Raw genomic sequence first — 13,011 nt, 5'->3', positions numbered from 1 at the left:
GTTATGCTTCCTGCATGTCCCGGAACAACAACAAGGACGGACACGCCATGCCCGCACCGCTCTGGAGCCCTTCCGCCGAACGCATCGCCGCCAGTCGCATGGAGGCCTTCCGGCGCTTCGTCAACCAGCGCCATGCCCTCGGTCTGGCCGACTACCCGGCGCTGCATGCCTGGAGCGTGCAGCGGCGCGAGGCGTTCTGGCAGGCCATCGTCGACTTCTTCGAGGTGCGCTTCCAGCAACCGCCGCGTGCGGTCCTCGAGGAAGGCACGCAGATGCCCTCGGCGCGCTGGTTCCCCGGCGCCACGCTGAATTTCGCCGAACACCTGCTGCGCCGCCGCGATGATGCCCCGGCGCTGATCGCGGTGAGCGAAGACGGTCGCCGCGAGGTGCTCAGCCACGCCGAACTGGCCCGTCACGTGGCGGGCCTGCAGAAGCGCCTCGCCGCCCTGGGCATAGGCCCCGGCGACCGGGTCGCCGCGCTGATGCCGAACACCTGGCAGACCGTGGTCGGCATGCTCGCCACCGCCAGCCTCGGCGCCACCTGGTCGAGCTGCTCGCCGGACTTCGGCACCCAGGGCGTGATCGACCGCTTCGGCCAGATCGAACCGCGCGTGCTGATCGCCTGCGCCGGCTACCGCTACGCCGGCAAGTCGCTGGACCTGACCGCCAAGCTCAACGAGGTGCTCGCCGGCCTGCCCGGCCTGGAGCAACTGCTGGTGGTGCCCTACGACCGTCCGCAGGCGCAGCCGCAGGACTACCGCTGCCAGGCGCGTGTCGCGCTGTGGGACGGGTTCTACCAGGCCGAGGGCGAGCCGGTCTTCACCCCGGTGCCCTTCGAGCAGCCGCTGTACATCCTCTATTCGTCGGGCACCACCGGGGTACCCAAGTGCATCGTCCATGCCACCGGCGGCGTGCTCCTGCAACATCTCAAGGAGCACGGCCTGCACACCGACCTGGGCGACGGCGACCGGCTGTTCTACTACACCACCTGCGGCTGGATGATGTGGAACTGGCTGGCCTCCGGCCTGGCGGTGGGCGCCAGCCTGGTGCTCTACGACGGCTCGCCGTTCCACCCCGGCCCCGAGCGCCTGCTGGACCTCGTCGACGCCGAGGACATCGCCGTGTTCGGCGCCAGCGCCAAGTACCTGGCGGCGCTCGAGAAGGCCGGCGTGCGCCCGCGCCACAGCCACCGCCTGGACAGCCTGAGGACACTGCTCTCCACCGGTTCGCCGCTGGCCCACGAAAGCTTCGACTACGTCTATCGCGAGCTGAAGAGCGACCTCTGCCTGTCGTCGATCTCCGGCGGCACCGACATCGTTTCCTGCTTCGCCATCGGCAACCCGGTGCTGCCGGTGTGGCGCGGCGAACTGCAATGCAAGGCGCTGGGCATGGCCGTGGAAATCTGGGACGACGACGGCCGCCGCCTCGCCAGCGGCAAGGGCGAGCTGGTCTGCACCCGGCATTTCCCGTCGATCCCGCTGGGCTTCTGGAACGACCCGGATGGCACCAGGTTCCACGACGCCTACTTCGCCAGTTTTCCCGGCGTCTGGGCCCATGGCGACTACGCCGAGGAAACCGCCCACGGCGGGCTGGTCATCCACGGCCGCTCCGACGCGGTGCTCAATCCCGGCGGCGTGCGCATCGGCACCGCGGAAATCTACCGCCAGGTGGAAAAGGTCGAGGAAGTCCTCGAGTCCATCGCCATCGGCCAGGACTGGCAGGGCGATGTGCGTGTGCTGCTGTTCGTCCGCCTGCGCGACGGCGTGCGACTCGACGAGCCGCTGCGTGAACGCATCCGCCAGACCATCCGCGCCAACGCCACGCCGCGCCACGTACCGGCGAAGATCATCCAGGTCGCCGATATCCCGCGCACCCTGAGCGGCAAGATCGTCGAGCTTGCGGTGCGCAACGTGATCCACGGCCGCCCGGTGAAGAACACCGACGCCCTGGCCAACCCGCAGGCGCTGGAGCTTTATCGCGACCTCGCCGAACTGCGCGACTGAAACCGCGGCGAGCCTGGGCTAGAATGCGCGTTCCGTGCTACCGCAAAAGGTAATCCCATGCCCGTCGCCATGGCCCGCCACATCCTGGTCAAGACCGAAGCCGAGGCCGCCCAACTGAAGCAGCGCCTGGCCAAGGGCGAGGACTTCGCCACACTGGCGAAGAAGCATTCGACCTGCCCGTCCGGCAAGCGCGGCGGCGACCTCGGCGAGGTGCGTCCGGGGCAGATGGTCAGGTCCATCGACAATGCCATCTTCAGGAAACCCGTGGGCGTGCTCCAGGGTCCGCTGAAGAGCCAGTTCGGCTACCATCTCCTGGAAGTGTATTTCCGCGACTGAACCGCCACCGGAGCGTCCATGACCGCCGACCAGATCGCCGCCTTCTGCCTGCAACTGCCCGGCGCCCGGGAAGACCTCAAGTGGGGTTCGAACCGGGTGTTCTCGGTGGCCGGCAACAAGATGTTCGCCATCCTCGACTTCGTCGACAAGGACGGCGGCCTGGCCTTCAAGGTCGGCAGCGAGCTGTTCCTCGGCTATGTCGACCGCCCCGGCATCCGTCCGGCGCCCTACCTGGCGCGCGCGCACTGGATCGTCATGGCCCGCCCCTACCCGATGAAGGCGGCGGAGTTGCGCGAGGCCCTGGTCCGTTCCCATCAGCTGGTGGTGGCGCGCCTGCCCAAGCGCCAGCGCCTCGGCCTGGTACTCGACGCATGAGTCGCGACCGTCTGTACACCTGGGCCGGCCTGTGGCGCTCGCCGTCGTCCAGCTGGGAGGCCCTGCGCCTGGAGGACGACCAGGCGGAAAGCCAGTTGCGCGCGCCGGACGAACGCAGCGGCCTGCCCTACCAATTGGACTACCGGCTGCGCTGGGACGCCGACTGGCATCTGCGTGAGGCGGTGTTCCACGTCGAAAGCGAAACCGGGGTGCGCAAGCTGCACCTGCTCGCCGATGGCCGCGGCCACTGGCAGGACGGCGACGGCGAAGCGCTACCGGCGTTCGACGGTTGCCTGGACATCGATCTCTGGCCAAGCCCCTTCACCAACACCTTCCCGATCCGCCGCCTGGGCCTGGCCGATGGCCAGCGCGCGGAAATCCGCGCGCTCTACATCGAGGCCCCGGCCCTGGAGCCGCGTAGCATGCGCCAGGCCTACACCCGCCTGGACGCCAGCCACTACCTCTACGAGAACCTCGAAGGCAGCGCGTTCAAGGCGGTACTGCTGGTGGACGAACAGGGCCTGGTGATCGACTACCCGGGTCTCTTCCAGCGTCTCTGAACGCGCTAGCGCCAGGCACCGCGCGTCGCCGATAGCCCGGCGAATCCGTTAGCCTGCTTTCATTCGTCATCCGCAACGGTCATCATGGCGGACCGCGACAACCCACTGCGACCGCGTTTCCCACATGTCCGTCGATATCCGCCCCACCCCGCCGGCGCAGGACAGCGCCCGGCAGAACGTCACCCTGCAGATCGTCTCGGTGGTGATGTTCACCTTCATCGGCTACCTGACCATCGGCATCCCGCTGGCGGTGCTGCCCGGCTACGTGCACGACGACCTCGGCTACGGCTCGGTGCTGGCCGGCCTGGTGATCAGCCTGCAGTACCTCGCCACCCTGCTCGCCCGGCCCTACGCCGGGCGCGTCATCGACGGGCTCGGGCCGAAGCGCGCGGTGCTCTACGGCATGGCCGGCAGCGCCGCGAGCGGGCTGTTCATGCTGCTCTCGGTGGCGATCCAGGGCTGGCCGGCGCTGAGCCTGGCCAGCCTGCTGGTCGGCCGCCTGGTACTCGGCGCGGCGGAAAGCCTGGTCGGCTCGGCGGCGATCGGCTGGGGCATCGGCCGGGTCGGCGCGCCGCACACCGCCAAGGTGATTTCCTGGAACGGCATCGCCAGCTACGGCGCCATCGCCCTCGGGGCGCCGCTAGGGGTGCTGCTGGTGCAGTGGCTGGGGCTGTGGAGCATGGGCGCGTCCATCGTCCTGCTCGGGGCGCTCGGCTTCGCCCTGGCCTGGCCGAAGTTGCCGGCGCCGCTGGTGCACGGCGAGCGACTGCCGTTCCACCATGTGCTCGGCCGGGTCACCCCGCACGGTATGGGCCTGGCGCTGGGGGCGATCGGCTTCGGCACCATCGCCACCTTCATCACCCTTTACTACGCCAGCCGTGGCTGGGCCAACGCAGTGCTCTGCCTGAGTGCCTTCGGCGGTTGCTTCATCGGCGCCCGGCTGTTGTTCGCCAATAGCATCAACCGGCTCGGCGGCTTCCGCGTGGCGATCATCTGCCTCGGCGTCGAAAGCCTCGGCCTGCTGTTGCTGTGGAGCGCGCCGAATCCCTGGGTCGGCCTGGCCGGCGCGGCCCTCACCGGCTTCGGCTTCTCCCTGGTGTTCCCGGCGTTCGGCGTGGAAGCGGTGAACCTGGTACCGGCTTCCAACCGTGGCGCGGCGCTGGGCGCCTACTCGCTGTTCGTCGACCTGTCGCTGGGCATCACCGGGCCGCTGGTGGGCTTCGTCGCCAACCTGTTCGGCTTCCGCTCGATGTTCCTCTTCGCCTGCCTGGCCTCGCTCAGCGGGCTGGCCCTGGCCATTGCGCTGCACCGACGCAGCCGCCGGCCGGGCTAGGACCTGCACCTTCTCCGGCGCCGCGGGGAGCGCCCTGGGCCTCGCCGAGCAAGGCGCTTAGCGCCGCGCGCAACTTGCCGGGCTTCAGCGGCTTGTTGAGCAGCGGCACGCCCAGGCGGGCCAGCGCGCGGCGGCAATCGTCGCTGCGGTCGGCGGTGATCATCACCGCGGCGATCTCCGCGCCGTAGTCCTCGCGCAAGGCGCCCAGCAACTGGCAACCGGTAGCGCCGTGGTCCAGGTGGTAGTCGACCAGGATCGCATCCGGCGCGCGGCCATCGAGCGCCTTGCGCGCGCCTTCCAGGTCGGTGGCGGTAAGCACCTCGCAGCCCCACTGGCCGAGCAGCGCGGACATGCTGAAGAGAATCTCGGTCTCGTTGTCCACCACCAGCAGCCGCCGTCCCGGCAGCGGATCGCCGGCCGAAAGCCGCGCAGTCGCCTCGCCGGGCACTGGCCGCGCTGGCTTGCGGACCAGCGGCACCTCGATGGCGAACAGCGAGCCTCGGCCGGGAGTCGAATGCACCTCGATGCGGTAGCCGAGGATGCCGGCGATACGGTCGACGATGGCCAACCCGAGCCCGACGCCACGGCGCTCGGAAGCGCGCCCGGCGTCCAGTTGGTTGAACTCGAGGAAGATCGCCTGCAACTGGTCGGCGGGGATGCCCCGGCCAGTGTCCCATACCTCCAGGCGTACCTTGCCGCCACGCCGGCGCGCGCCCAGCAGCACGCTGCCGCGCTCGGTGTAGCGGCAGGCGTTGCTGAGCAAGTTGCGCAGGATCCGCGACAGCAGGCGCGCGTCGGTGCGCACTGCCAGTCGTGGGATCCGCGCACGCAGGGCCAGGCCGGCGGCACGCGCGACTTCCTCGAACTCCGAGGCCAGCGGAGCGAGCAGTTCGTCGAGGGAATAGTCGTCCAGGTCCGGACGGATCGCGCTCTGGTCGAGCCGGGCGATTTCCAGCAGGTCGGTGAGCAAGGTCTCGGCGCCTTCCAGGGCCAGGTGGGTGCGCTCCACCAGTTGCAGTTCGGCGGCCGGCAGGCCCCGCTCACGCAGGGTGTCGACCAGCAGCCGCGCCGCGTTGAGCGGTTGCAGCAGGTCGTGGCTGGCGGCGGCGAGGTACTTGTCCTTGCTGTGGTTGGCGGCTTCGGCGGCGTCGCGCGCCTGGCGCAACTGGCGGTTGAGCTCTTCCAGCTCGTGGGTGCGCTCGGCTACCCGCCGCTCCAGCTCCTCGTTCATGGTCTGCAGGCGCTGCTGGGCCTGGACCCGCTCGGTGATGTCGGCGACAAAACCTTCGACCAATTCTTCCTCGTCGTGCCTGAGCAGCAGGTTCATCAATACCTCGATGTGACTGCCGTCCCTGCGCCAGAGGCGCGTCTCGTAGCCGAACAGGCCGCCGCGCTCGCGCAGCAGCGCGCGGATCCGTCGCATCTCGGCCTCGCCGCCGACGAACAGTTGCCCGGCCATGTCCTCCAGCGACCAGAGCACCTGTTGCGGATCGTCGTAGCCGAGCATCTGCGCCAGCGCCGGATTGGCGGCGCGCAGCCCCTGGCCGAGGCTGGCCTGGAAGATGCCGTGCACCGCGTGCTCGAACAGCCATTTGTAGCGGTTGCGCTCGGCCTCCAGCTCCTCCAGGCGCGCCAGCAGCTCCGGGTAGTGGCTCTTGCGCGCGGAGTGGCTGCCCAGGCCGAGCAACCCGGCCAGGGCCTCCTGCTGCTGCTCAGAGGGCCTCGCCATAGACCACCTCGACATCGCGCTGGCTCGACTCGCGCGGGTTGGTAAGGATGCACGGGTCCTGCATCGCGTGGCGCGAGAGGAAAGGAATGTCGGAGCTGCCGACCCCGTGCAGGGCGAGGCTCTCGTGGAAACCCACGGCGTGCTTGAAGGCGATCAGGTGGTCCACCAGGCGCTGGCGGACCTGCCCCTGGGTCAGGCCGCGGCAATCGATGCCGAAGGTCTCGGCGATCACCTTGAAGCGTTCCGGCGCGGCGCTGTAGTTGAACGCCACCACGTGTTCGACCAGCGCCGCGTTGCACAGGCCGTGGGGCAGGTCGAGATAGCCGCCGAGGCTGTGCGACATGGCATGCACCGCGCCGAGGATGGCGTTGGAGAAGGCCAGCCCGGCCTGCATGCTCCCGAGCATGATCTTCTCGCGCAGGGCGATGTCGCCGGGGTTGGCGATCATCTGTACCAGATTGCCATCGATCAGGCGCATCGCTTCCAGCGCGTGGGGATCGGTCAGCGGCCCGTGGCCGGTGGAGACGAACGCCTCGATGGCGTGTACCAGTGCATCGATGCCGGTACAGGCCGAAAGGAAGGGATCCATGGTCAACGTGGTTTCCGGGTCGATCAGCGAGACGTCAGGCACAACCGCCTTGCTCACCACGGAGAACTTCATGCGCTCGTCCTGGTTGGAAATGATCACGAACTGCGAGACGTCCGCCGAAGTCCCGGCGGTGGTCGGGATCAGGATCAGCGGCGGACTCGGCACCCGCAGCCGGTCGACGCCTTCGAACTCGAGGATGCTGCGGCCATGGGCGGCGACGATGCCGATGCCCTTGGCGCAATCCATCGGGCTGCCGCCGCCCACCGCGACGATCACGTTGCAGCCCTCGCTGCGATAGAACTCGGCGCCGAGCATCACCTCGTCGACCCGGGGGTTGGGCGAAACGTCGGTATACAGACAATAGTCGATGCCCTGCCCCTCCAGGCTTGCCTGGATGTCGGCGACCCAGCCGGCGGCGAGCACGCCGGGGTCGGAGACCAGCAGGACCTTGCGCGCACCGAAGGTCTTCACGTAGTTGGCGACGCTGTGCCGGCAGCCGGCGCCGAAGATGATCTCGGGCGAGACGAATTTACGCAGTTGGCTGAGGTCGTGGCTCATCTGACAGACCATTCTTATTGTTATCGGACATTGCCGGCAGCCTACTGCATTCGTCGGTTATTGCAATGCGACCTTGGCGGCCCTTTCAATCCTCCAGCAGGCCCAGGTAGAAGCGCCATTCCGCCAGCAGCGCATGGGCGCGATTGGCCGGCTGGCGGAAACCGTGGCGCTCCTGCGGATAGCGGTGGCACTCCACGCGCGCGCCGCTGCGCCGCAGGCCGGCGACCATCGCCTCGGTCTGCTCCGGCACCACCACCGCGTCGAGCCCGCCCTGGAAGAACACTACCGGCGCGCGGATACGCCCGACCTGCAGCACCGGGCTGCGCACCAGGTAGCGACGGCGCTGGCGCAGCGGGTCGCCAATCAGCCAGTCGAGGTAGTCACCCTCGAACTTGTGGGTGCAACGCGCCAGTGCCAACGGATCGCTGACCCCATAGAGACTGGCGCCGCCGCGCAGGCCATCGAGGCAAGCCAGGGCGCGCAACGCGCTGTAGCCTCCGGCGCTGGCGCCACGGACGAAGACCCGGGCGCGGTCGATCCGTCCCTCCGCGTCCAGCTGCGCCAGCGCGGCCTCGATATCGCGCAACTCCAGGCGCCCCCACTGGCCGCGCAAGCGCTGCCGATAGGCGCGGCCGTAGCCGCTGCTGCCCCGGTAGTTCAGCGCCGCCACGGCGAAACCGCGCTGGGTCCAGAACTGCAGGCCGGCATCGAACGCCGGCGAATGCATCGAGGTCGGTCCGCCATGCAGCCACACCAGCAGCGGCGGTGGTCGTCGGGGATCGACGCGGCGGCGGGCATTGCGCGGCGGATAGAAGAAACCGTGGCCGTTTTCGCCGTTGCCCAGCCCATAGACGAAGGCCTGCGGATGCGACAGGTCGTCCTCCGCCAGCGGTCGCTCGCCGCCACGCAGCACCTCGACACGCAGCTCGTCGCGATGGATCGCCAGCAGCGCCGGCAGGCGCCCGGCCGCCGCCGCGATGCAGTAGAACGCCCGGGCATCCGCGGCCAGTCCGGCGAACCGGTTCCAGTCCGCGGCCAGGCGCCGCTCGCTGCCGTCCGCTTCGCGCAGGAACAGTTGCCCGCCGCCGGCCTCGACGCGACTGAGCAGCAGCCTTCCCTCTCCCAGCGGCAGGTAGCTGCAAGCGCCCAATTGCCAGGGCGCGCCAGCGTGGTCGGCATCGGCGAAGCGGCCGGCCAACGCGACCTCGGCGCAGGGACGCCACCAGCCGTCGCGGTCGCTCAGCCAGTGAAGGCGGCCGGCGGGATCGAAGCGTGGTTGCTGGATCGACTCGCCGCCTCCGGCTCCGGCCAGGCAGCGCGTACGCCCATTCTCCGCCAGGCCCAGGCGGGTCTCGGTCCAGGGCTGGTGCGGACGGTCCCATTCGATCCAGGCCAGCCGCCGCCCCTGGCCGGCGGCACGCGGCGCGGCGTAGAAATCGGCGCCCTCGACCAGCACCCGGCGCGCGCCATCGGCGTCCAGGCGCACGATGCGATGCACGACCCCGGTCGGCCCATGGCTCTCTTCCACCGCCAGCAGGGCATCCCAGGCATCGACGTAGGCCAGGTCGCCGTAGCGACACTGCGCCCCGCCGCCCAGCACTTGGGCTGCGCGGCCCGCTCGCCAGCGGCGTACCTGCTGGTCGGTTTCGTCGACCCAGGCCAGCCCGTCGAGCGTCACGCAGCAGGCGCCGCCGCCGTACTCGTAGACCCGGCTGCGCACCGAGCCGTCCGGCGCGGTGGGCTCCTCCAGCACGCCGTCGCGCCACAGGTACAGGCGCGAGCGCGCGCTGGCCGGATCGAATTCCACCCAGGCCAGCCCGCCATGGGCCGCCTTCAGCTCGCTGAAATCGCGCCCGGCGGCCACCGCGCGCTCGGCGCTCCAGTCGCTCGGCCAGTCGCCGTAGTCGACCATTGCCTCAGGCCTTGCAGATCAGGCGTGACGCGCGCTGGTTGCGCCAGGTCAGCGCGTCCAGGCCAAGCGGCGCCTCCTCGGCCTGGCGACGGGCCGCGAGGATCAGGTCGTGCCGTGCCGACTTGGCGCAGACCGGGTCGGTGGCGTCGGCATCGCCGGTGAGGAGGAACGCCTGGCAGCGGCAGCCGCCGTGGTCCCTCTCCTTCTCCTCGCAGGAACGGCAGGGTTCGGGCATCCAGGCGTCGCCGCGGTAACGGTTGAAGCCGAACGATTCGTACCAGATGTGGCGCAGGCTGTGCTCGCGCACGTTGGGAAACTGCACCGGCAATTGCCGCGCGCTGTGACACGGCAGCGCGGTGCCGTCGGGGGTGATGTCGAGGAATACGCTGGCCCAGCCGCCCATGCAGGCCTTCGGCCGTTCCTCGTAGTAGTCGGGGGTGACGAAGATCAGCTTGCACGGGTTGCCTTCGGCGGCCAGCCGCTGGCGGTATTCGGCGGTGATCCGCTCGGCGCGCTCCAGTTGGGCGCGGGTCGGCAGCAGCCCGGCACGGTTCAGCGCGGCCCAGCCGTAGAACTGGCAAGTGGCGAGTTCGACGTAATCGGCTTCCAGCTCGATGCACAGCTGGATGATCCGCTCGATGTTGTCGATGTTGTGCCGGTGGGTGACGAAGTTGAGCACCATCGGATAGCCGTGCGCCTTCACCGCGCGGGCCATCGCCAGTTTCTGGGCGAAGGCCTTGCGTGAGCCGGCGAGCAGGTTGTTCACTTCTTCGTCGGCGGCCTGGAAGCTGATCTGCACGTGGTCCAGCCCGGCCTCGGCGAAGCGCGCCAGGCGTGCCTCGTCGAGGCCGATGCCGGAGGTGATCAGGTTGGTGTAGAAGCCCAGGCCGCGCCCTGCCTCGATCAGTTCGGCGAGGTCCTGGCGCAGCAGCGGCTCGCCGCCGGAGAAACCGAGCTGTGCGGCGCCCAACTCGCGAGCCTGGCGGAACACCTCGATCCATTCCGCGGTACTCAGCTCGGCGCCCTCGCGGGCGAATTCCAGCGGGTTCGAGCAGTACGGGCACTGCAACGGACAGCGATAGGTCAGCTCGGCCAGCAGCCAGAGCGGCGGCCCCACGCTTTCACTGCAGCTCGATCCAGAATTGCGCATGGGCCACCTCGAGGAACGCCAGGATGTCTTCGTCTATGCCGGGGACTTCGGGGAAACGCTCGCGCAGCGCCGCGACGATGGCCGCCACGTCGCGGCGGCCATCGACCAGCTTGAGGATTTCCCCGGCGCTGTCGTTGAGCTTGACCATGCCTTCGGGGTAGAGCAGCACATGGCAGTCCTGGGCCGGTTCGAACTGGAAGCGGAAGCCCCGGCGCAGCATCGGCACGCTGTCGAGCGACGGCAGGCTCATGATGCCAGCCCCCGATGCCAGACCCGCTCGCGGGTCACCGTATGGTACGGCGGGCGTTCGAGTTCGTAGGCCATGCTCATCGCGTCGAGCATGCTCCACAACACGTCCAGCTTGAATTGCAGGATATCCAGCATGCGTTCCTGTGCCTCGCGGGTCCGATAGTGCTCCAGGGTGATCCGCAGGCCGTGCTCGACGTCGCGCCGGGCCTGGGCCAGGCGACTGCGGAAATACTCGTAGCCGGCCGCCTCGATCCACGGATAGTGGCGCGGCCAACTGTCCAGCCGCGACTGGTGGATCTGCGGGGCGAAGAGTTCGGTCAGCGAACTGCTCGCCGCCTCCTGCCAACTGGCGCGACGGGCGAAGTTGACGTAGGCGTCGACGGCGAAGCGCACGCCGGGCAGCACCCGCTCCTCGGACAGCACCTGCTCGCGCTCCAGGCCCACCGCTTCCGCCAGACGCAGCCAGGCCTCGATGCCGCCCGCCTCGCCGGGGGCGCCGTCGTGGTCGAGGATACGCTGGATCCACTCGCGGCGGACCTCGCGGTCGGGACAGTTGGCCAGGATCGCCGCGTCCTTCAGCGGGATGTTGACCTGGTAGTAGAAACGGTTCGCCACCCAGCCCTGGATCTGTTCGCGACTGGCACGGCCCTCGTACATCGCGACATGGAACGGATGGTGGATATGGTAGTAGCGTCCCTTGTCGCGCAGCGCCCGTTCGAATTCGGCGCGATCCATGGCGGCACGGCTCATGTTGGCCCCCTACAGCTGGATGTGCATGCCATCCCAGGCCACTTCGATGCCACTGGCATCCAGCTCGGCGCGTTCGGCCGAAGCGGTGTCGAGGATGGGATTGGTGTTGTTGATGTGGATGAGTACCTTGCGCGCGGCCGGCACCTTCGCCAGCACCTCGAGCATGCCGCCCGGCCCGCTCTGCGCCAGGTGCCCCATCTGCCGGCCGAGCTTGTCGCCGACCTCGCAGACCAGCATCTCGTCGTCGCGCCAGAGCGTACCGTCCACCAGCAGGCAGTCGGCGCGGCGCATCCATTCGAGCAGCGCCTCGTCCACCTCGCCGAGGCCCGGTGCATAGAACAGCGCACCGGCGCTATCGAGGTCCTCGACGAACAGGCCGATGTTGTCGCCCGGATGCGGATCGCCGCGATGCGGGGAATACGGCGGCGCGCTACTGCGCAGGGGGATCGCGGTGAAGCGCAGGCGCGGACAGGCCGGGATGGCGAAAGGCTCGCCATCGAGGGCGATCGGCCGGTGGCGCAGGCCGCCGTTCCAGTGGGAAAGCATGGGGAACAGCGGGAAGCCTTCGCTGAGGTCCTGGTGGACCATCTGCGTGCACCAGACTTCGTGCGGGCAGCCTTCGCGCAGGCTGAGCAGGCCGGTGGTGTGGTCGATCTGGCTGTCGAGCAGGACGATCGCGCCGATCGCCGTATCGCGCGGCCGACGCGCCGGCTGGAGGGCCGGGAAGGCGGCGATCTGGGCACGGATGTCGGGCGAGGCGTTGCAGAGGATCCAGCGCTCGCCGTCGTCGGACAGGGCGATGGAGGATTGCGTGCGTGGCTGGGCCGCTACGCTGCCGTCGCGGACCCCGCGACAGTTGCGGCAGTTGCAGTTCCACTGGGGGAAGCCGCCGCCGGCGGCCGAACCGAGAATACGGATGTGCATGGGTCTGCCCCGCGGGCTGGAGGGAGGCCCCGGAAGACCGGGGCCGAACGGATCAGCGGTTGGCGAAGTAGAGGGTCACTTCGAAACCGAGACGCAGGTCGGTGAAGCTGGGCTTGGTCCACATGGGGTCGATCCTCTCTGGTGGGGCCGGGCGATTCCGGCAGGTCGAGTTAAACATCAGCGGGGCTCGCTCCGAATGAGACTTTCGAAGGAGTTTTCCCCCTGATTTGGTAGGGACTGCCTGTTCCGCCCAAGGTTCGCCGGGAGATCGCCGTTGCGCCCCCCTGGTTCGCCCTGGTGCAGGGCAGAAGCCTAGTCCATGCCGGGGCGGCGGCGAGGCGAAAAAAAAGACGCGGCCAGGGCCGCGTCGCGCCAGAACCCGCCATGGGGAAAGCCGCGTCGGGACGCGGGACGAGCGCACCCGCAGGTGCCTTGGCGGAAAGGCCGCGGGTCGGAGCGATCCGCGGCGGCTGAGGACCGCTCAGAAGAAGCCCAGCGGGTCGATGTCATAGCTCACCAGCAGGTTCTTGGTCTGCTGGTAGT

13 protein-coding genes are annotated in these 13,011 nt (G+C 69.1%); 5 read left to right on the top strand and 8 right to left on the bottom strand.

What is annotated here, in order from left to right; translation table 11 throughout:
- Positions 1-47: 47 nt before the first annotated feature.
- The 5 genes from HMPREF2914_RS14285 (at position 48) to HMPREF2914_RS14265 (ending at position 4,607) form a co-directional block, all read left to right on the top strand.
- Positions 48-2,003, top strand: coding sequence for an acetoacetate--CoA ligase (locus tag HMPREF2914_RS14285; RefSeq protein ID WP_003139739.1), 1,956 nt, complete (start codon positions 48-50; stop codon positions 2,001-2,003).
- Positions 2,004-2,060: 57 nt separating this feature from the next.
- On the top strand, positions 2,061-2,339 hold the full coding sequence (locus HMPREF2914_RS14280) for a peptidylprolyl isomerase (RefSeq protein WP_003088559.1): 279 nt from the start codon (positions 2,061-2,063) through the stop codon (positions 2,337-2,339).
- Positions 2,340-2,357: 18 nt separating this feature from the next.
- Positions 2,358-2,714: an MmcQ/YjbR family DNA-binding protein gene (locus HMPREF2914_RS14275; protein ID WP_003111913.1), complete on the top strand. Its 357-nt coding sequence runs from the start codon at positions 2,358-2,360 to the stop codon at positions 2,712-2,714.
- A complete protein-coding gene (locus HMPREF2914_RS14270) occupies positions 2,711-3,274 on the top strand; it encodes a putative glycolipid-binding domain-containing protein (RefSeq protein WP_003132242.1) in 564 nt (187 codons plus the stop codon). The genes HMPREF2914_RS14275 and HMPREF2914_RS14270 overlap by 4 nt, the downstream gene beginning before the upstream one ends.
- Positions 3,275-3,398: 124 nt before the next feature.
- Positions 3,399-4,607 (top strand): MFS transporter, encoded by a 1,209-nt coding sequence (locus HMPREF2914_RS14265; RefSeq protein ID WP_003139740.1) that lies wholly within the window; start codon positions 3,399-3,401, stop codon positions 4,605-4,607.
- On the opposite strand, the gene HMPREF2914_RS14260 is transcribed toward HMPREF2914_RS14265, so the two are convergent.
- The 8 genes from HMPREF2914_RS14260 to pqqA all read right to left on the bottom strand — a co-directional run bounded on the left by HMPREF2914_RS14260 (position 4,552) and on the right by pqqA (position 12,592).
- A complete protein-coding gene (locus HMPREF2914_RS14260; protein WP_003139741.1) occupies positions 4,552-6,336 on the bottom strand; it encodes a PAS domain-containing hybrid sensor histidine kinase/response regulator in 1,785 nt (594 codons plus the stop codon). The genes HMPREF2914_RS14265 and HMPREF2914_RS14260 overlap by 56 nt on opposite strands.
- A complete protein-coding gene (gene ercA, locus HMPREF2914_RS14255) occupies positions 6,320-7,483 on the bottom strand; it encodes an alcohol dehydrogenase-like regulatory protein ErcA (RefSeq protein ID WP_003088548.1) in 1,164 nt (387 codons plus the stop codon). Before ercA ends, HMPREF2914_RS14260 begins: the two co-directional genes overlap by 17 nt.
- An 85-nt stretch (positions 7,484-7,568) precedes the next feature.
- On the bottom strand, positions 7,569-9,395 hold the full coding sequence (locus tag HMPREF2914_RS14250) for an alpha/beta hydrolase family protein (protein ID WP_015503037.1): 1,827 nt from the start codon (positions 9,393-9,395) through the stop codon (positions 7,569-7,571).
- Between the two features lie 4 nt (positions 9,396-9,399).
- Positions 9,400-10,545, bottom strand: a complete 1,146-nt coding sequence (gene pqqE, locus HMPREF2914_RS14245; RefSeq protein WP_003119136.1) for a pyrroloquinoline quinone biosynthesis protein PqqE — start codon at positions 10,543-10,545, stop codon at positions 9,400-9,402.
- Positions 10,517-10,795, bottom strand: a complete 279-nt coding sequence (pqqD, locus tag HMPREF2914_RS14240) for a pyrroloquinoline quinone biosynthesis peptide chaperone PqqD (protein WP_003088542.1) — start codon at positions 10,793-10,795, stop codon at positions 10,517-10,519. Before pqqD ends, pqqE begins: the two co-directional genes overlap by 29 nt.
- Positions 10,792-11,544, bottom strand: coding sequence for a pyrroloquinoline-quinone synthase PqqC (pqqC, locus tag HMPREF2914_RS14235; RefSeq protein WP_003111679.1), 753 nt, complete (start codon positions 11,542-11,544; stop codon positions 10,792-10,794). The genes pqqD and pqqC overlap by 4 nt, the downstream gene beginning before the upstream one ends.
- A gap of 9 nt (positions 11,545-11,553) precedes the next feature.
- On the bottom strand, positions 11,554-12,468 hold the full coding sequence (pqqB, locus tag HMPREF2914_RS14230; RefSeq protein ID WP_003113495.1) for a pyrroloquinoline quinone biosynthesis protein PqqB: 915 nt from the start codon (positions 12,466-12,468) through the stop codon (positions 11,554-11,556).
- Between the two features lie 52 nt (positions 12,469-12,520).
- Complete coding sequence (gene pqqA / locus HMPREF2914_RS14225; RefSeq protein ID WP_003106462.1) at positions 12,521-12,592, bottom strand: pyrroloquinoline quinone precursor peptide PqqA; 72 nt, start codon at positions 12,590-12,592, stop codon at positions 12,521-12,523.
- Positions 12,593-13,011 lie beyond the last annotated feature (419 nt).

The sequence above is a fragment of the Pseudomonas sp. HMSC067G02 genome, assembly GCF_001813485.1.
GTDB lineage: Bacteria > Pseudomonadota > Gammaproteobacteria > Pseudomonadales > Pseudomonadaceae > Pseudomonas > Pseudomonas aeruginosa.
This window is presented reverse-complemented; position numbering and strand designations above follow the sequence as displayed.

What these genes read in the sequence shown, in the direction of transcription:
- HMPREF2914_RS14260 (WP_003139741.1), bottom strand. Translation starts at nt 6,336, where the DNA reads ATGGCGAGGCCCTCTGAGCAGCAGCAGGAGGCCCTGGCCGGGTTGCTC.
- HMPREF2914_RS14265 (WP_003139740.1), top strand. Translation starts at nt 3,399, where the DNA reads ATGTCCGTCGATATCCGCCCCACCCCGCCGGCGCAGGACAGCGCCCGG.
- HMPREF2914_RS14250 (WP_015503037.1), bottom strand. Translation starts at nt 9,395, where the DNA reads ATGGTCGACTACGGCGACTGGCCGAGCGACTGGAGCGCCGAGCGCGCG.
- HMPREF2914_RS14275 (WP_003111913.1), top strand. Translation starts at nt 2,358, where the DNA reads ATGACCGCCGACCAGATCGCCGCCTTCTGCCTGCAACTGCCCGGCGCC.
- HMPREF2914_RS14285 (WP_003139739.1), top strand. Translation starts at nt 48, where the DNA reads ATGCCCGCACCGCTCTGGAGCCCTTCCGCCGAACGCATCGCCGCCAGT.
- ercA (WP_003088548.1), bottom strand. Translation starts at nt 7,483, where the DNA reads ATGAGCCACGACCTCAGCCAACTGCGTAAATTCGTCTCGCCCGAGATC.
- pqqE (WP_003119136.1), bottom strand. Translation starts at nt 10,545, where the DNA reads ATGCGCAATTCTGGATCGAGCTGCAGTGAAAGCGTGGGGCCGCCGCTC.
- HMPREF2914_RS14280 (WP_003088559.1), top strand. Translation starts at nt 2,061, where the DNA reads ATGCCCGTCGCCATGGCCCGCCACATCCTGGTCAAGACCGAAGCCGAG.
- pqqD (WP_003088542.1), bottom strand. Translation starts at nt 10,795, where the DNA reads ATGAGCCTGCCGTCGCTCGACAGCGTGCCGATGCTGCGCCGGGGCTTC.
- pqqC (WP_003111679.1), bottom strand. Translation starts at nt 11,544, where the DNA reads ATGAGCCGTGCCGCCATGGATCGCGCCGAATTCGAACGGGCGCTGCGC.
- HMPREF2914_RS14270 (WP_003132242.1), top strand. Translation starts at nt 2,711, where the DNA reads ATGAGTCGCGACCGTCTGTACACCTGGGCCGGCCTGTGGCGCTCGCCG.
- pqqB (WP_003113495.1), bottom strand. Translation starts at nt 12,468, where the DNA reads ATGCACATCCGTATTCTCGGTTCGGCCGCCGGCGGCGGCTTCCCCCAG.